This window comes from Pseudomonas sp. NPDC087697 (genome assembly GCF_044743155.1).
Classification (GTDB): domain Bacteria; phylum Pseudomonadota; class Gammaproteobacteria; order Pseudomonadales; family Pseudomonadaceae; genus Aquipseudomonas.
Genome location: NZ_JBIUVW010000027.1, coordinates 61292 through 77995, shown reverse-complemented (window position 1 = coordinate 77995; position 16704 = coordinate 61292). Strand labels below are relative to the sequence as shown.

The window sequence follows — 16704 nt, the reverse complement described above, 5'->3', positions numbered from 1 at the left end:
GAACAAAAACGACAAATAAACAGTACAACACAAAAATAACCTACACGACCATCAAACCATAATAAAGAAGTTTGACCCAGAGCGTGAGCGTATCTCCCTGGGTATCAAGCAACTGGAAAGCGATCCGTTCTCCGAGTACGTTCAAGAGAACGACAAGGGCGCAATCGTTAAAGGCATCGTGAAAGAAGTTGACGCTAAAGGCGCCATCATCACTTTGGCTACCGATATCGAAGCTACTCTGAAAGCCTCCGAAATCAGCCGTGACCGCATCGAAGATGCGCGTAACGTTCTGAAAGAAGGCGAAGAAGTTGAAGCCAAGATCATCAGCGTTGACCGCAAGAGCCGTGTAATCCAGCTCTCGATCAAGTCGAAAGACGTTGAAGACGAGAAAGAAGCTATCCAGAGCCTGCGCGACAAGCCAGCTGCTTCGGATGCTCCGGTTGACACCACTCTCGGTGCTCTGCTGCGTGCACAAATGGAAAAACAGAACTAAGTTCTGTCAGACCATAGAAAAAGGGCGACTTCGGTCGCCCTTTTTTGTGCCTGCGATTTGAGAGCGATGGGGGTGTTCACGGGCGAGCAATGCTTGTGTAAGGTCGTCTGCTGTTTAGGCGCATCAATCGTCTATTCAGAGCTAGGCTTTAGCTTGAACTGAGCATCGGTTGGGTGTGACGCCCGACATAAGGAAGGGAATGAACAAGCTCATTGTCGCGTTGGCAGTGCTGGTCTTGGTGGGGTGTACCACGAACGCCAAAACGCATGTGGTACGTGGCGTCAGCAGTATTGAGATCGATTGTTCGGGGCTCGGATCAGGCTGGGATAAGTGTTACAGGCGCGCTGCAAGAGAGTGTAAGGCGCAAGGGTACAAGGTCATTGGCAAGTCCAGTGATGCTAAAGAAGAGGGAGAGGATTATCCATTTGGGTGGAACCCGGCCGGTTACCTTACTCGCATCATGTTGGTCATTTGCAGGTGAGGGGGATCCTGAGGTGTGGCGGCCAAACGTGTCAGCTCTCATATCATCGGTCTTGCGGTGTCTGTGAGGTTGTACGGATAAGTCAATACTTGGGCTGTTCAAATTCCTTCGGGCGTGCTAAAACCTTTGAAGCGCTGATCTAGCTGCTTGAAAAAGAAGGGAAAAATATGACGAAGTCGGAGTTGATCGAACGAATTGTCACCCATCAAGGGCTGCTCTCATCCAAGGATGTGGAGCTGGCCATCAAGACCATGCTTGAGCAAATGTCCCAGTGCCTGGCGACCGGTGATCGCATTGAGATCCGTGGCTTTGGCAGCTTCTCTTTGCACTATCGTGCGCCGCGCGTCGGTCGTAACCCAAAGACCGGTCAATCCGTCAGCCTCGACGGAAAATTCGTCCCTCATTTCAAACCGGGCAAAGAGCTTCGCGACCGAGTGAATGAGGATGAGGAGGAGGGGCTTTGACAGTCGCGATTCAAGGAGCGATTCATGCGTAACCTCAAGCGCGTATTCCTCGGAGTCTTTGTGTTGTTGCTGGTTTTGGCAATTTTGGCATTCGTGCTGGAGAATCAGCAGCCAGTTTCACTGCTGTTCCTGGGGTGGGCTGGGCCGCAATTGCCAGTGTCGGTTGTCACGGTCATTGCCTTGTTGTTTGGCATGCTAATCGGTCCATTATTGGGCTGGCTAGTCGGTCGCGCGATCAGGGTGAGGCGCAAAGGCCTGGTCTGACTGGATCAGCGGCGTGGCATGCGTCGCTTTTATTGCGCGAAACTACCCGTATCCATTAGTAAAACCTTCTTTTAAATGTAAAATACCGCGCCTGCACGGATAGTAAGTGATTTCGACATCTATCCAGATGGGTTATTTCAGAAACGACTGCTTCGGTGGTGTGTTTTGCATTCATGGATTAGACGGTGCTGTTAAGGCGGCTCTGTCAGCAACTCAAGGGTATGGTTTCGCGTGAAAATTCTAGTAACCGGCGGCGCCGGATTTATCGGCTCGGCAGTCATTCGTCATATCATCTCCAATACGACTGACTCCGTAGTAAACGTGGATAAGCTGACCTACGCTGGCAACCTTGAGTCGTTGGCTGAAGTGGAGCAAAGCGCGCGCTACGTGTTCGAGCGCGTCGACATCTGCGACCGTGATCAGGTTGACCGCGTCCTTCGTGATCATCAGCCCGATGCCATCATGCATCTGGCCGCTGAGTCTCATGTAGATCGCTCGATCTCCGGTCCGTCTGAGTTCATCCAGACCAACATCATCGGGACCTACACGCTGCTAGAGGCTGCGCGCCACTATTGGAGCGCGCTGGATGAAGAGCGCAAAGCAAACTTCCGCTTCCACCATATCTCGACTGACGAAGTCTACGGAGACCTCGAAGGTCCAGAAGACCTCTTCACCGAAACCACGCCTTACCAGCCAAGCTCGCCATATTCGGCCAGTAAAGCCAGTTCCGATCACCTGGTTCGTGCCTGGAGCCGCACTTACGGCTTGCCGACCCTCGTCACCAACTGCTCGAACAACTACGGCCCTTGCCACTTCCCTGAGAAGCTGATCCCGCTGATCATTCTCAATGCACTGGAAGGCAAGCCGTTGCCTGTCTACGGCAAAGGCAACCAGGTCCGCGACTGGCTCTACGTCGAAGACCACGCCCGTGCCCTGTACAAAGTCGTGACCGAAGGCGTCATTGGCGAGACGTACAACATTGGCGGCCATAACGAAAAGCAAAACATTGAAGTGGTGCACACCCTGTGCGCACTGCTCGACGAGTTGCGCCCAGACTCCGCTCATCGCCCTCATGCCAGCCTGATCACCTACGTACAGGATCGCCCGGGCCACGATCAGCGTTACGCCATCGATGCGAGCAAGATCCAGCGCGAGCTAGGCTGGGTACCAGAGGAAACCTTCGAAACCGGCATCCGCAAAACCGTCGAGTGGTACCTCAGCAACACTGAATGGGTGGCTCACGTGAAGAGCGGCAGCTACCAGCAGTGGATCGATCAGAACTACGCGGATCGTTCGAGCAAGGTATGAAAATCCTCCTGCTGGGAAAAAACGGCCAGGTGGGCTGGGAGCTGCAGCGCTCCCTCGCACCGCTTGGCGAGTTGATTGCCCTGGACCGTCATACGGTTGATGGATTATGCGGCGACCTGTCCGACCTTGACGTATTGCGCGCGACGATCCGTCAGGTCAAACCTGATGTCATCGTCAACGCCGCAGCCTACACTGCTGTCGATAAAGCCGAGTCCGAGACCGAACTGGCCGACCGCGTGAACGGTCGGGCAAGCCAGGTAATGGCTGAAGAAGCCGCGTCCTTGGACGCCTGGCTGATTCACTACTCGACCGACTACGTCTTTAGCGGACAGGGTTCTGCACCTTGGCAAGAGACAGATGCAGTTGCCCCCGTGAATCAATACGGTGCGAGCAAACTGGCCGGCGAACAGGCGATAATTGCTTCAGGCTGCAAGCACCTGATATTCCGCACCAGTTGGGTCTATGGTGCTCGCGGTAACAACTTCGCCAAGACCACGCTGCGTTTGGCCAAGGACCGCGATACTCTGAGCGTCGTCGCCGATCAGATTGGCGCCCCTACCGGTGCAGACTTGATTGCCGACGTCACAGCGTTGGCTATTCAGCAAGTCATGCAGAACCCCGAGCTGGCAGGCCTGTATCACCTGGCGGCCGGCGGCGAAGTGTCCTGGCACGGCTACGCCTGTTACGTGATCAGTTTCGCTCAAGCCAATGGCGAGCAATTCGCTGTGAGGTCGATCAATCCTATCGACACGACGGCTTATCCGACACCTGCGCGCCGCCCCCTGAATTCGCGTTTGAATACTCAGAAGCTGCGTGACAATTTTTCTCTACACTTGCCGGACTGGCAAAGTGGCGTAACCCGAATGCTTAGGGAAGTTCTGAATAAATGACCATGACAAATCGTAAAGGCATCATCCTCGCCGGTGGCTCGGGCACGCGGTTGCATCCATTGACCCTTGGCGTCTCCAAGCAGATGCTGCCGATCTACGACAAGCCGATGATCTTTTATCCGCTATCAGTGCTGATGCTCGCAGGTATGCGAGAGATTTTGATCATTTCCACTCCCGAAGACTTGCCTTGTTTTCGCAAATTGCTGGGTGACGGCAGCCTGTACGGCATTGAGTTGACATATGCGGAGCAGCCTAGTCCGGATGGCTTGGCGCAGGCTTTCATCATCGGTGAAGAGTTCATCGGCAAAGACCCTTGCTGTCTGATCCTCGGCGACAACATTTTCTACGGTCAGCACTTCTCAGACAACTTGCGTTCCGCGATGACCCAAAAGGAAGGCGCAACGGTATTTGGTTATCACGTTTCTGACCCTGAGCGATTCGGTGTAGTTGAATTCGATGCCTCGGGACGTGCTCTGAGTATTGAAGAAAAGCCAGCAAAGCCAAAATCCAATTACGCGGTTACCGGACTGTATTTCTACGATAACGATGTGGTTGAAATCGCTAAGAGCATTAAACCTTCAGAACGGGGCGAGCTGGAAATCACCGATGTCAATCGGGCTTATCTGGAACGCAAGACACTCAGCGTGGAAATGCTGGGACGCGGTTTTGCCTGGCTTGACACAGGCACGCATAATTCCCTCTTGGAAGCCAGCCACTTCGTTCACACCATCGAGCAGCGCCAAGGCCTGAAAGTGGCTTGCCTGGAAGAAATTGCATTCAATAATGGTTGGATATGCTCAGCCCAACTGAAGACTCAAGCTGATAAATTAGTAAAAACTGGATATGGGCAGTATTTGCAAAAAATTCTAGATGAGGGGCGTCACTCGTGAGGCTCCTTCAAACTTCTTTGCCTGATGTAGCTATTCTAGAGCCTGCGATTTATGAAGATTCGCAGGGTTGTTCTATGCAGAGTTTTGATGAACCAGCATTTCATAGGGCACTTAAAACGGCCGGTTTGCCGGTGCCGCGGTCCCTAATTCAGGATAACTATTTTTGTTCAAAGAAGGGTGTGCTTCGAGGCTTGCATTATCAGCTTCCTCCCCATGCTCAAGGCAATTTGATCAGGGTAGTAAATGGTTCAGCTTATATTGCGGTCGTCGATGTACGTCGCGATTCTCTGACATTCGGAAAATGGCTGGGCATTGAGCTGGACGCTGTTAGTCAGCGCATGTTGTGGGTTCCCGAGGGCTTCGCACACGGCTTTGTTGCATTAGAGGATAATACGCATTTTTTCTATAAGACAACCAATGGTCATCATAAGGAATCTGAGCGAAACGTCAGGTGGAATGACCCTGGCCTAGGTATAGGCTGGCCTAAGTTTACGGAAATAACCATTGGTACTAAAGATGCGGTTGCTCCTCTCTTAAAGAACAGCGAGCCACACTCTGAGTTTCTCCAGGGTACTACCGAGTTAATGGACTTAAAGGTAATCGGTGATAACCGCGGAAGTTTGATCGCTCTCGAACAAGGCTTAAATATTCCCTTTGCGATAAAGCGGGTTTATTATATATACGATACTCTCTCTGATGTTGGTCGTGGTTTTCACGCGCATCGGCGTCTGGAGCAAATGGCAATTTGTGTATCCGGAAATTGTAAAATAGTAATTGATGATGGGGTCACTAGGCAGCAGATAAGCTTGGATTCTGCGAGTAAAGCCTTGATTATGCGCAATATGATATGGCGTGAGATGCATGAATTTAGTGATGATTGCGTCCTTCTTGTTTTAGCCAGCGAGCCCTATGATGAGTCCGACTATATTCGGGATTATGATCAATTCATTAAGGAAGTGAGTGATGGAAAAAAATAAAAAACTAGTAATCGCTGGGGCGGGCGAGTTAGCAATGATCGCCTATGAATATTTTACATATGACTCTGCTTACGAAGTTTGCGGGTTCGCCGTTGAGCGAGACTATATCGAAAGCGCTACACTCTATGACTTGCCTATCGTCCCCTTAGAGGATATGCAGCAGCAATTTCCCCCTTCGGAGTTTGAAGTGTTTGTGGCGATTCCCGCGTCACAACTCAATCGCTTGAGAACGCGTTTGTATCAGAACGTTAAAGAGAAAGGCTATACCTGTGCCACCTATATCAGTTCTCGCGCATTTGTGTGGCGGAATGCGAAAATCGGGGAAAATTGTTTCATATTCGAAAATAATACTGTGCAACCTTTTGTTGAGATTGGGAATAACGTAATTCTTTGGAGTGGTAATCACATCGGTCACCGCTCAGTTATTGAGGATAACTGCTTTATTTCTTCGCATGTGGTTGTGTCGGGCTACTGTAGAATCGGGGAATCTTGTTTTTTAGGGGTGAACTCTACGCTTAATGATCATGTGACGGTTGCGCGGGACTGTATTGTGGCTTCTGGTTCGTTAGTGTCGAAAGACCTGAAAGAACCTGAGCGTATTTATTATGGTTCTCCAGCAAAAGAACTACCCAAGAAAAGTTCACTAAGCGTTAAATTGTAAAGGAAGGCGTCATGAAGTGGAACAAACTAGGTCATGTCTTTTCTCCAACAGGAACTAATGGTTGGAAGAAAAATTCTGCGCTGACGCCTACACCGATTCTACTGAACGATAATGTAATTCGTGTGTACGCAGGGTTCAGGGATGAAGAGGGTATTAGTAGGATTGGTTACGTAGACGTTGATGCGAAAGATCCTACTAAAGTTCTCAAAGTTTCTGAAGTCCCCGTTTTGGATCGGGGGCGGGATGGGTGTTTTGATGACAATGGCGTTATTCTAGGCGATGTCATTAGATGTGGTAACGTCCTGCGGATGTACTATGTTGGTTTTCAAATAGTTAAGCGTGCAAAATTTTTAGCGTTCACCGGATTAGCAGAAAGCACAGATGGTGGCGATACTTTTTCGCGTGTTTCTGAAGTGCCTGTCATGGATAGGGCTGAAGCCGGAACAACAATTCGCGCAATCCATTCTGTGCTGTTTGAGGATGGCATCTGGAAAGTTTGGTATGCGGTGGGTGATTCCTGGACGTTAATCAATGGCAATCACTATCCCGATTATAATATTTGGTATACCGAATCTGTCGACGGCCGGACATTTAATCAGCAAGAATTGTTGTGTATCGATGTTGAAGGCGATGAGTATCGGATAGGGCGGCCTTCTGTATACAAAGTTAAAGATAAATATTATATGTTTTATACTAAGGGTGGCACATCCGGCCTAGACTATTTTCCAGGTTTGGCCGTGTCCAGCGATGGAAAGCATTGGGAGCGTCAAGATTCGAATTTTGGATTGACACTTTCTGAAGATGGCTTTGACTCTGTGCATCTTTGCTATCCTAGATTAGTCGCTGTAGGAGAAAAGACATATTGTTTCTATAATGGAAACAATATGGGGGCAGAGGGGTTTGGTGTGGCGGAGTTGTTGGAATGGTAGTTTGTGAGTTTTATTCAGCTGCCAGAAAGAACGAGTGGAATAATTTTGTTATAGACTCCAAGACTCCATTGTTTCTTTTTAGAAGAGACTTTATGGAGTACCACTCAGATCGATTTGTTGATGCTTCATTGATGTTTTATGAGGACGAAGTGCTGGTTGCTATATTGCCAGCGTCTCGTAACGAGGGCGTTTTGGTCAGCCACGGTGGTTTGACATACGGCGGCTTGATTCTGTCTCAAAAGGTAAAGGCTGAAACTGTTTTAGAAAGCGTTGAAGCCATGATGCTTTTTGCTGGGTCCCACGGGTTTAATAAGATTTTATACAAAGCGACTCCTTATATATTTTCAATTCATGGTGCACAAGAAGACCTGTATTCATTGTTTAGAGTCGGCGCTGAAATTGTTCGTAGGGATCTGTCGAGCATTATTTTCCTGGATCGGCGATTGAAACTTTCCAAAGGCAGAAAGTGGCTTATTGCTCGAGCAAAAAAGAATAGTTTAGTTGTGACTGATTCCAAAGACTGGGGCGAATTTATTGGTTTGCTGAATGGTGTGTTAGAGAAACATGGGGCCGTACCCGTCCATACACCACAAGAACTGGAATTGTTGTCCTCTCTTTTTCCTGAAAATATAGTTCTCAGAGTCATCAAGTCTGAAGGGAAGTTGCTGGCTGCGACCTTGCTTTTTAAATTCGGTACTGTTGTCCATACTCAATATTTGGCGACAAGTGACGAAGGTAAAGAAGTGGGGGCGTTAGATTATCTTATTGAGTCCTGTATTCAAGAGAGCCTAGACAGCGGGTTTAAGTATTTTAGTTTCGGGGTGTCTACTGAGGATGGTGGAAAGCACATCAACTCAGGTCTACTTGCTCAAAAAGAAAGTTTTGGTGCCCGCGGCATGGCAATTGATTTTTATGAGATTAAATTAAATGATTAATTTTCTTGACTTGAAAAAAGTAAATCAGACCTACGCGGTCGAGCTAAAAGAAGCCTGCGCAAGAGTTATTGACTCTGGTTGGTATATTGGTGGTCAAGAGCTGGCAAGTTTTGAGCAAGAGTTCGCAACTTTTTGCGGTTCTCAATTTTGTGTAGGTGTTGCCAATGGCCTAGATGCGTTGAGCTTGATCCTCAGAGCATGGAAGGAAATGGGCAAGCTGGAAGACGGCGATGAAGTTATTGTACCCGCCAATACATACATTGCCAGTATTCTGGCAATCTCCGAAACTGGTTTGGTACCCGTTCTCGTTGAACCTGATGAACATAGCTTCAATTTGTCACCAGAACTTGTAGAGCGCGCGATAACCAATCGGACTAAAGTCATTCTAGCGGTGCACCTGTATGGCCAACTGGCAGAGATGCCGTCGCTATGCGCATTGGCAAAAAAACACAATCTACTAGTCCTGGAAGATTCTGCTCAAGCTCACGGTGCCAGTATTAATGGGCGCAAGGCGGGTAGCTGGGGAGACGCTTCAGGGTTTAGCTTTTATCCGGGCAAAAACCTGGGAGCTCTTGGTGATGCAGGGGCTGTCACAACCGACGATTCTGAGTTGGCGTCTGTTGTGCGTGCACTAGGAAACTATGGAAGTTATAAAAAATATGAAAATCAGTTCAAGGGCGTTAATAGCCGTCTGGACGAAATTCAAGCGGCAATGTTGAGAGTTAAATTGCGTCATTTGGACCGTGAAATAAGCGTGAGGAAATCACTGGCTAATCAATATATTGCTAACATTGACAACCCGCTGATCCAGGTTCCGAAGCCGACTCTACAAGAACAACATGTATGGCATTTGTTTGTTGTGCGTAGCGAAAAGCGTGATGAGTTGAAAAGTTACCTGCTAGGCCATGGCATTGAAACATTGATTCATTATCCAATCCCTCCGCACAAACAAAACGCTTATAGAACACTGGCCTCGCAACATCACCCTGTAACAGAGGCTATTCACCGTACAGTGCTAAGCTTGCCATTAAGCCCTGTTACTTCTTCTGCTGAAGTCAGTACGGTAATCGATCATTTGAATGCCTTTTCTTAAGGTATTTATGTTTTAGCTTGGTCGGGGAATAAGTTAGCTTTAGAAGGGGCTAAAGCTAACGTTTTTACAATGCTGCGTTAAAATGGTTTCGATTTTGAATATACTAAGAACTGGTTTGCTAACCTCTATCGCTACGGTTGCTCGATTGTTGTCGGGTTTCCTGGTGATGAAGTTTGTAGCGGTTTTAGCTGGGCCTGAAGGAGTTGCACAACTCGGCCAGTTTATGAGCCTTACAGCGTTACTGGTTGTATTTTCGGGAGGGGGAGTTGGAGCCGGTGTAATCAAGTATTTGGCGGAATACCGTGAGCAAAATATCTCTTTGCAAATACTGTTAAACTCAGCATTTTGTTTTTCCCTGGTGTCATCGTTAGTGATGTGTGTGGTAGTGCTCGTCTTTAGCGAGCATCTAACAGTTTGGTTGCTTGGTGATCTCCGCTATAAAAGTCTGGTTATAGTGCTGGCGTTTGCCCAAATTTTTGTAGCGATGCATAATTTAATCATCGCCATTGTCAATGGTATGATGGATGTCAAACGTCTGGCAGCGATACATGTAGGCGGTGCTGCTCTTGGAGTAATTGCCCCGTTGGTATTGGGCTATTATTTCCAGTTGTACGGTGTGCTTTTGGCTTTCCTGTTGGCTCAAGCAAGCTTGCTCTTTGTTAGCTTTATGTTTTATAAGAGAAGTGAATATTTCAACTGGAGTTATTTTTCTCTGGTTTGGAATGTGGATATGATTAAAAAGTTGTCGCATTATTCAGTGATGACTTTAACTTCGGCGCTTCTCGCGCCGGCAGTCCAGATTGCTACTCGAAATATTTTAGCTGAAAAATTTTCCTGGGAGCAAGTCGGATATTGGCAAGCGGTTAGCAAAGTCTCGGAAGCCTATTTGCTGTTCATCACCATGGCGATCAGTGTTTATTACCTGCCTAAGTTGTCCGCAATTATCGATAAAAAGTTGTTCGTCGCTGAAATTAGAATCGCTTATCAGTATTTGGTGCCCGCTGTTATTGTATCTGCGTTAGGAATATATATATTCCGTGATTTTATTACTCAGGTGCTGTTTTCTGACGAGTTTTCGAGTGCCCTTTATCTGTATGCGCCGCAATTGCTCGGCGATGTTATTAAGGTGATGTCCTTTATACTTTCTTTTATAATGCTGGCCAAAGCCATGACAAAATTATTCATCTTGTCTGAGATGTTTTTTAGTCTGACTTATGTGGCTTGGGTGTATTTTTTGACGGAGCACTTCGGGTTGGTTGGTGCGATGTACGCTTTTGTTGTAAATTACGCGATCTATTTTTTATTCAGTTTTGTAGTTGCTCGCCGGTTTGTAGCGAGTATGAAATGAGGTTGTCGCGTTTAAATCGGAGGTTGTTGCTCGTCCGAAATACGATTTTTTAGTCGTGTTTGAAGTGTATTGTTGTAAATCGTCTTTTAGTGATGGTCATGGTAGTAGCGGTGTTGGCCTCTCTAAATGAAGGTTCGAATTATTCTAAATCTCTGTTCTTGATAGTGATATGGATAATGCCTCAGCCGGTTGATTGCCCATTGGCAAGGGAAGTTTGTGAGCGATCGTTGATCGAGAATGGAGATTTTGTCAGATATGGTTAAAATTGCTGTGCTATTAGCCGCCTATAATGGCGTTAAGTGGTTGCCCGAGCAGATTGAATCAATTCTTCAGCAAAAAGATGTTGATGTGACTATTTTTGTTAGCGTTGATTTTTCCACCGATGCAACAGAGTTATGGGTGAGCGAACTGGCATCAAGTAATCCCAGGATCAAAGCTCTTCCTCATGGTGAGCGCTTTGGTGGGGCAGGTAGAAATTTTTATCGGCTTATCCGTGATGTGGATTTTTCCGAATTTGATTATATTGCTTTAGCTGATCAAGATGATATTTGGTTAACCGATAAGTTGATTGCTGCTCACCAGGAGATTTTGGGCTCGGGCGCTTCGGGCTATTCTAGTAATGTAACTGCGTTTTGGCCTGATGGGCGAAAGGTCTTGCTTAATAAAGCCCAGCAGCAACGTAAGTACGATTTTTATTTCGAGGCTGCTGGACCTGGTTGCAGCTATGTTCTTAAAGTGCCTGATGCGCTTGAGTTTAAGCGATTTGTAATAGCAAATTGGTCGCTTGTATGTGAAGTATCTTTGCATGACTGGTTGGTGTATGCCTGGTTTAGGTCAAGTGGCCTGAGTTGGTACATAGACCCGGTCTCTCATATGCTCTATCGTCAGCATTCAAGCAATCAATTCGGCGCTAATACTGGTATTAAGGCTCTCATGGCCCGTTTGTCTTTATTGCGAAGCGGATGGTATCGTGGTGAGGTAAGTAAAATTTCAAGTTTATTGGCAGATAAGACTCAAGGATTGCCGACTTCCTTGCTCAAGCAGGGCAAGATTCCTTCCTCTTTTTTGATTCGCAACTGGGCTAGCTTGCGTCGTCGATTTCGCGATCGAGTTTTTTTGTTGGTGTTGGTTGTGCTGGGGATTTATTAGGTATGAGGTTGTGCAGTGGCCTAATTTTTACGGATGTATAATCCTATCGAAATCTGTGCGATTCAATGAGATTTCGCATGTTAATAGCTTACGCTCTTGTGCAATCGAGTTCACTTGTATTAGCTGAAGAAGCGCTGAAAGCTGCTGCGGAGCAATATATGGAGCATAAAAAATAATGATTCAGTGGTTATTCCTTCCTTTCGTTATTCTCCTGTCTTTAACGCTGACTGAGGTGCTGAGGCGTTATGCCCTTGCGCGCAGAATTATCGATGTTCCAAATGCTCGAAGTTCTCATTCGGTTCCAACGCCTCGTGGTGGGGGAGTAGCGATTGTTTTGGTTTTTCTCTTGTGTCTGCCGTTTTTGGCATGGACACAGTTAGTGCCGGTCACTACGCTGGTCGCGGTAGGCGGAGCTGGAGCATTGATCGCAGTGATCGGATTTATTGATGATCATGGCCATGTCGCCGCTAGATGGCGCTTATTAGGGCATTTCGCTGCCGCTGCTTGGGCATTGCTTTGGCTAGGTGGTTTACCTGCGATCGTCATCTTCGGGTTCACTATTGACCTAGGATGGTTTGGGTACGTTCTATCTGCACTTTACTTGGTGTGGATGCTAAATTTGTACAATTTTATGGATGGGATCGATGGCATCGCCAGTATCGAAACTATCTGCGTATGTATGGGGGCCTGTCTGCTTTATTGGGTAAGTGGTTTTGACAACATGGTTTGGCTTCCTCTTTCACTCGCTAGCGCTACTGCAGGTTTTTTGTTTTGGAATTTCCCGCCTGCGCGAATTTTTATGGGCGATGCCGGAAGCGGGTTTTTAGGGATGGTATTGGGAGTGATTTCCATTAACTCTGCCTGGGCTTCTTCACAATTGTTTTGGGCAATGTTGATTTTGCTTGGCGTGTTCGTCGTAGATGCCACGTTTACTTTAATGCGTCGTTGTATACGTGGTGATAAGGTCTATGAAGCGCATCGCAGTCATGCTTATCAGTTCGCATCGCGGCGCTTTGGTAAGCATTTACCGGTAATACTGGCGGTCGCAGCTATCAATATGTTCTGGCTGCTTCCAATCGCCCTAAGTGTAGTTTTACTAGGGGTGGACGGTGTGTTCGGTCTGATTTTGGCCTACTTTCCTTTAATTATTCTGGCGGTGAAATTTCACGCTGGTGAATTGGAAAATGCCGACGGCCACGGTGGTGGTAGGATTTAACGATTTGATAAGATAAGTTGTGGTCGACAAACATGGAATGCGCCATGTAGATATAGTGACGCGGTTAGGGGGGCGAAGGTTGTCGAAAATTTACGGGCATTATTACTAGTATCAACTGCTGGTTCAAAAATAATCCTGGTGAGTTATTGCTTGGGCTGTCGCGCCGTAAAAAGCGACAGCTTCAAGTTTCAGTCGACGTCGTATTCGTGTAACTGCATCGTAAGCGCTCCATGAACCCCACCTAGCTAAAAATGGACGGTGCGCTTAGCTAGGCGATTTAGGCGAGCAGCTCCACGGCAGCAGAGCTTCGTAGTCTTCAACCGAGGTCGCCTGTGGCAGACGTTCAAGTGCGTGGCGCAGCCACGCATAAGACTCCTGGCCGTTGGCTTTGGCCGTCTCAACCAAGCTGTAAAGTTGAGCGCTGGCCGTCGCACCTTTGGGTGTGTCGCTGAACAGCCAGTTCTTGCGCCCGATCACGAACGGCCTGATCGCACGCTCTGCCGCGTTGTTGTCGATAGGCAAATAACTCGCTTCGGTATAACGCACCAACTTGTTCCAGTTGTTGGCCAGATAACTGATCGCCTTGCCCAGCGCGCTCTGCGCGGTTACTTGAGGCTGGGTTTTCTCCAGCCAGGCATGCAGTTGAGCCAGGATCGGGAGGCTATTTTGCTGTCGACCTTTGTGGCGATGTTCATCGCTGGCTTCTTTTAAATCTCGCTCGATACCGTACAGTTTGTTGATCAGATTCAGGGCGATATCGGCCCGCCCGGTTTTGCCCTTAGGTTGCACTTTTTGTGCTTCCACAAACTTGCGCCGCGCATGCGCCCAGCAACCTAAGCGCCCGACACCAGGCTGCGTACCCAAGGCGTTATAACCGGCGTAATCGTCGGTCATCAGGTAGCCGCGATAACCGTCGAGCAAGCGCGACGGCACCTCCTGCGCGCGGCTGGTCGAGTAGTCAAACAGGATCACCGGTTTGTCAGGTGGTCCGCTGGTTTGCACCCACATCCAGGATTGGCTGGTGGGCTCTCGGTCCGGTTCTTTCATCACCTGCACACGCGTTTCGTCGCAGTGGATCACGCGACTTTCCAGCAACTGATCGCGCATCAGGTTGAGCAGTGGTTGGTAAGCGATCCACCGTACCCACATTCAAAACCGCCAGTTGAAGCCTGATGCTGTGCTCCCGATTCCCATCATGAGGGGCTGGCTCCAGAAATATATCGGGAGCACAGCATCCAGCATCAAATTGCGGCTTTGAATGTGGGGTTCATGGAGCGGTTACAGATATTGAACCGTTGACCTAAAGTACTCCTGCAAGGTTGTCAACACAGAAAACCATGAAATACCTCAGTGCGGGAGACGCGCAAGGCGCCGCGGAACGACTAAAAGATCAGCTTTCCGCAGCCCTCGCGGCGGAAAAAGGCGCGCGCATAAGAAGCCTGGATGGACTGAACCTTGTGCAAACAGGAGACCCTTCGGTTGACTCCCAGCATGCCATAGTATATAAAATGCGATTATTCAATTAGGCCTTATTTCGGTCGCAACAATGTCCGGAGGACGTATTGGTACCTTTAGTATCTTACATCGTACCTGCTTACAATCATGACCAATACGTTCAATGCTGCCTTGATAGTATTTTAGCCGATGTTTATGGCAATAAAGAAATTGTGATCATTGATGATGGTTCTACCGACAATACCGCGAAGGTGATCGAACAATGGCTGTCGCGCCACGCCGAGAGTATAAACGTAATCTATAAGAGTCGCCCAAACAAAGGTGTAACGGCGACTATAAATGAGCTCACAAGCTTGGCAAACGGCGATTTTCTCAGGTTGGGCGCCAGTGATGATTATTTCTTATCGGGAGGAAGCCAAAAGCTGGTCGACTATTTGCTAAACTACCCGGATAAGTTGGCTGTCATTGGTGACTCCATTGTTGTCGACGAGCATGGCAAAGTGATCCACGACAGCGGCATGACTGGCTTGCACCGAGCGAACAAGCAAAGATACCTTTCTGATAAAGGCATTATAGCGTCGGTTATTACGGACTGGGCGGTTGCGGGCCCTGTCCCGATGGTGCGCAAAGCATTCGTTACTGGCGGTGAAGGCTGGGACGAGGGGCTGCGGATTGATGATTGGGATTTTTTTCTCCGGATAGCGGCACAAGGTGGGCTGGGCTTCATCGATGAGCGCGTATGTGCATACCGAGTACACAGCACCAATACCTGCCGAACTCCCGACGTCGCGTCCAGAATCAGGAATCTCCAAGAGTCCGGAAAAGTAGCTAAACGGCACATTTCAAAATTCCACGGCCCTTATAAAAAGATGCTTCAAGCACAGTGTCACTTGGTCGACGCAAAGGTTTCATTTTTAAAACGGCAGTGGCTCAAGACTTCATTTTATATGGCGGGATATATTGCATTTCGCATTGCGGGGGAGTTGGAAAGCATGAGTAACTCTAAAAAGGGCGGCGCATGAAAGATTTCCATCGGTCTCCCTCGATATTTTTCTCGCTGCCCTTGCTGGGCAGTTGCCTTATTGCGCTGCTTACATTTGAACTGCCTAAGGGTTACGGCGTCGGTATTTCGATTTTGATTGTGGTCGCCGCCTTGGCCTTAGTATTCGATACGGTGCTAGGTGTTCGTTTGCCCGCGCGCCGCGCACTACAACTCGTGCCCTTTGATCGCTCGCCCGAATGCTATTGGGTGAAGGTGTTGGCCTGGTTGGTGCTGGCGGCCTGCATTCTCGACTTGACGTTATTTCCACTGCCATTACTCAATCCGGAGATCTACGCCAACTTCGATGGCGGTCGATCGCATGTTCGACATATCTCGAATATGTGCTGGGTGCTCCCCATTGTAGGATTGCTCTGCTACCCAGATAAACGCATCAGATTTTTTTTCATTGCTGTAGGGCTGGCATTTCCAGTTCTGGTACTGGACCGAAACCGGCTTTTTACCTCGGTGTATGGATTGGCCGTAACTATGGTCTTTTTCTCCAAGCGGCAAATTCCCTGGAAAACCCTGATTGTCAGCTTGGTAGGGGCACTGCTTCTTTTTGCTAAATTGGGGCAGTTTCGTTCGGGGCGCCTTGATTGGGTGGCATTACCTTTTAGCGACTTCTACGTCGCGGCTTCACCCGGGTTTAAATGGATTTTACTCTACATTGGCGCGGGAATTTACAACTTTAGTTCAATTATGGCTAAAGGTTACATCGATTCAGATTTCTTAATTAATCAATTGGTTCCCCAGGCAGGCGGAGTAGAAACATTGGGGTCTGCTATTCCATTTGATGAGCCTGTCATTAACGTTGGAACAGAATATTTCCCCTTCCTGATGGCGTGGGGGCCTGTGGGTGCGGTGGGTGCGGCATTGTTTTTGTACCTGTCACTAGTCGCGTCCGTTCATTTATTTAGAATGCGCCCGAATATAATCTCGCTCTTGATATTTTTGCGCATCAGTTACTCTTGTGTGATGGCAGGCTTCGCCCCCCAGGCCTACACTTGGACCAATCTGAGCTTCATTGCATTGTGTCTACTCATGCAAATATTTACATACCGGGTACCCTTAATAGCAATATCGAAATATGACAGAAAAAGCTAACATCT

The 16704-nt window shown here is 48.2% G+C and carries 16 protein-coding genes and 2 pseudogenes; 17 read left to right on the top strand and 1 reads right to left on the bottom strand.

What is annotated here, in order from left to right; genetic code table 11:
* Positions 1 to 55: 55 nt before the first annotated feature.
* From ACIPIN_RS18535 to ACIPIN_RS18465, 15 genes and pseudogenes are all read left to right on the top strand, one after another.
* Positions 56 to 493: pseudogene (locus ACIPIN_RS18535) on the top strand (S1 RNA-binding domain-containing protein); the annotation flags it as partial.
* 199 nt (positions 494 to 692) lie between these two features.
* Positions 693 to 974, top strand: a complete 282-nt coding sequence (locus tag ACIPIN_RS18530; RefSeq protein WP_401120778.1) for a hypothetical protein — start codon at positions 693 to 695, stop codon at positions 972 to 974.
* A 167-nt stretch (positions 975 to 1141) separates the two neighbouring features.
* Positions 1142 to 1438, top strand: a complete 297-nt coding sequence (ihfB, locus tag ACIPIN_RS18525; protein ID WP_003369729.1) for an integration host factor subunit beta — start codon at positions 1142 to 1144, stop codon at positions 1436 to 1438.
* A gap of 24 nt (positions 1439 to 1462) precedes the next feature.
* Complete coding sequence (locus ACIPIN_RS18520) at positions 1463 to 1702, top strand: LapA family protein (protein ID WP_401120777.1); 240 nt, start codon at positions 1463 to 1465, stop codon at positions 1700 to 1702.
* Between the two features lie 231 nt (positions 1703 to 1933).
* A complete protein-coding gene (gene rfbB, locus ACIPIN_RS18515) occupies positions 1934 to 3010 on the top strand; it encodes a dTDP-glucose 4,6-dehydratase (RefSeq protein ID WP_401120776.1) in 1077 nt (358 codons plus the stop codon).
* The gene (rfbD, locus tag ACIPIN_RS18510) at positions 3007 to 3900 is read left to right on the top strand and encodes a dTDP-4-dehydrorhamnose reductase (RefSeq protein ID WP_401120775.1); all 894 of its coding nucleotides are present in this window, start codon (positions 3007 to 3009) and stop codon (positions 3898 to 3900) included. The genes rfbB and rfbD overlap by 4 nt, the downstream gene beginning before the upstream one ends.
* The gene (gene rfbA, locus ACIPIN_RS18505) at positions 3897 to 4790 is read left to right on the top strand and encodes a glucose-1-phosphate thymidylyltransferase RfbA (RefSeq protein WP_401120773.1); all 894 of its coding nucleotides are present in this window, start codon (positions 3897 to 3899) and stop codon (positions 4788 to 4790) included. Before rfbD ends, rfbA begins: the two co-directional genes overlap by 4 nt.
* Complete coding sequence (gene rfbC, locus ACIPIN_RS18500; protein ID WP_401120772.1) at positions 4787 to 5767, top strand: dTDP-4-dehydrorhamnose 3,5-epimerase; 981 nt, start codon at positions 4787 to 4789, stop codon at positions 5765 to 5767. The genes rfbA and rfbC overlap by 4 nt, the downstream gene beginning before the upstream one ends.
* Positions 5754 to 6428: an acetyltransferase gene (locus tag ACIPIN_RS18495; RefSeq protein WP_401120771.1), complete on the top strand. Its 675-nt coding sequence runs from the start codon at positions 5754 to 5756 to the stop codon at positions 6426 to 6428. Before rfbC ends, ACIPIN_RS18495 begins: the two co-directional genes overlap by 14 nt.
* An 11-nt stretch (positions 6429 to 6439) precedes the next feature.
* Positions 6440 to 7357, top strand: a complete 918-nt coding sequence (locus tag ACIPIN_RS18490) for a hypothetical protein (RefSeq protein WP_401120770.1) — start codon at positions 6440 to 6442, stop codon at positions 7355 to 7357.
* Between the two features lie 92 nt (positions 7358 to 7449).
* Complete coding sequence (locus ACIPIN_RS18485) at positions 7450 to 8292, top strand: GNAT family N-acetyltransferase (protein ID WP_401120769.1); 843 nt, start codon at positions 7450 to 7452, stop codon at positions 8290 to 8292.
* Positions 8285 to 9385 carry a DegT/DnrJ/EryC1/StrS family aminotransferase gene (locus ACIPIN_RS18480; protein WP_401120768.1) on the top strand — a complete coding sequence of 367 codons (1101 nt, stop codon included), beginning with the start codon at positions 8285 to 8287 and terminating at the stop codon, positions 9383 to 9385. The genes ACIPIN_RS18485 and ACIPIN_RS18480 overlap by 8 nt, the downstream gene beginning before the upstream one ends.
* Positions 9386 to 9467: 82 nt before the next feature.
* The gene (locus ACIPIN_RS18475) at positions 9468 to 10733 is read left to right on the top strand and encodes an O-antigen translocase (RefSeq protein WP_401120766.1); all 1266 of its coding nucleotides are present in this window, start codon (positions 9468 to 9470) and stop codon (positions 10731 to 10733) included.
* Positions 10734 to 10970: 237 nt separating this feature from the next.
* On the top strand, positions 10971 to 11882 hold the full coding sequence (locus ACIPIN_RS18470; protein WP_401120764.1) for a glycosyltransferase: 912 nt from the start codon (positions 10971 to 10973) through the stop codon (positions 11880 to 11882).
* A gap of 175 nt (positions 11883 to 12057) precedes the next feature.
* Entirely contained in the window at positions 12058 to 13098 is a 1041-nt protein-coding gene (locus ACIPIN_RS18465) for a glycosyltransferase family 4 protein (protein WP_401120762.1), read from the top strand.
* 264 nt (positions 13099 to 13362) lie between these two features.
* On the opposite strand, the pseudogene tnpC reads toward ACIPIN_RS18465, so the two are convergent.
* Positions 13363 to 14226: pseudogene (gene tnpC, locus ACIPIN_RS18460) on the bottom strand (IS66 family transposase); the annotation flags it as partial.
* Between the two features lie 434 nt (positions 14227 to 14660).
* Between tnpC and ACIPIN_RS18455 the strand changes: the two are divergent.
* Entirely contained in the window at positions 14661 to 15575 is a 915-nt protein-coding gene (locus ACIPIN_RS18455; RefSeq protein ID WP_401120761.1) for a glycosyltransferase, read from the top strand.
* The gene (locus ACIPIN_RS18450) at positions 15572 to 16699 is read left to right on the top strand and encodes a hypothetical protein (RefSeq protein ID WP_401120760.1); all 1128 of its coding nucleotides are present in this window, start codon (positions 15572 to 15574) and stop codon (positions 16697 to 16699) included. The genes ACIPIN_RS18455 and ACIPIN_RS18450 overlap by 4 nt, the downstream gene beginning before the upstream one ends.
* Positions 16700 to 16704 lie beyond the last annotated feature (5 nt).

Coding starts and splice junctions, on each gene's coding strand:
- ACIPIN_RS18530 (WP_401120778.1), top strand. CDS start 693: ATGAACAAGCTCATTGTCGCGTTGGCAGTGCTGGTCTTGGTGGGGTGT.
- ihfB (WP_003369729.1), top strand. CDS start 1,142: ATGACGAAGTCGGAGTTGATCGAACGAATTGTCACCCATCAAGGGCTG.
- ACIPIN_RS18520 (WP_401120777.1), top strand. CDS start 1,463: ATGCGTAACCTCAAGCGCGTATTCCTCGGAGTCTTTGTGTTGTTGCTG.
- rfbD (WP_401120775.1), top strand. CDS start 3,007: ATGAAAATCCTCCTGCTGGGAAAAAACGGCCAGGTGGGCTGGGAGCTG.
- rfbA (WP_401120773.1), top strand. CDS start 3,897: ATGACCATGACAAATCGTAAAGGCATCATCCTCGCCGGTGGCTCGGGC.
- ACIPIN_RS18495 (WP_401120771.1), top strand. CDS start 5,754: ATGGAAAAAAATAAAAAACTAGTAATCGCTGGGGCGGGCGAGTTAGCA.
- ACIPIN_RS18490 (WP_401120770.1), top strand. CDS start 6,440: ATGAAGTGGAACAAACTAGGTCATGTCTTTTCTCCAACAGGAACTAAT.
- ACIPIN_RS18485 (WP_401120769.1), top strand. CDS start 7,450: ATGGAGTACCACTCAGATCGATTTGTTGATGCTTCATTGATGTTTTAT.
- ACIPIN_RS18480 (WP_401120768.1), top strand. CDS start 8,285: ATGATTAATTTTCTTGACTTGAAAAAAGTAAATCAGACCTACGCGGTC.
- ACIPIN_RS18475 (WP_401120766.1), top strand. CDS start 9,468: ATGGTTTCGATTTTGAATATACTAAGAACTGGTTTGCTAACCTCTATC.
- ACIPIN_RS18470 (WP_401120764.1), top strand. CDS start 10,971: ATGGAGATTTTGTCAGATATGGTTAAAATTGCTGTGCTATTAGCCGCC.
- ACIPIN_RS18465 (WP_401120762.1), top strand. CDS start 12,058: ATGATTCAGTGGTTATTCCTTCCTTTCGTTATTCTCCTGTCTTTAACG.
- ACIPIN_RS18450 (WP_401120760.1), top strand. CDS start 15,572: ATGAAAGATTTCCATCGGTCTCCCTCGATATTTTTCTCGCTGCCCTTG.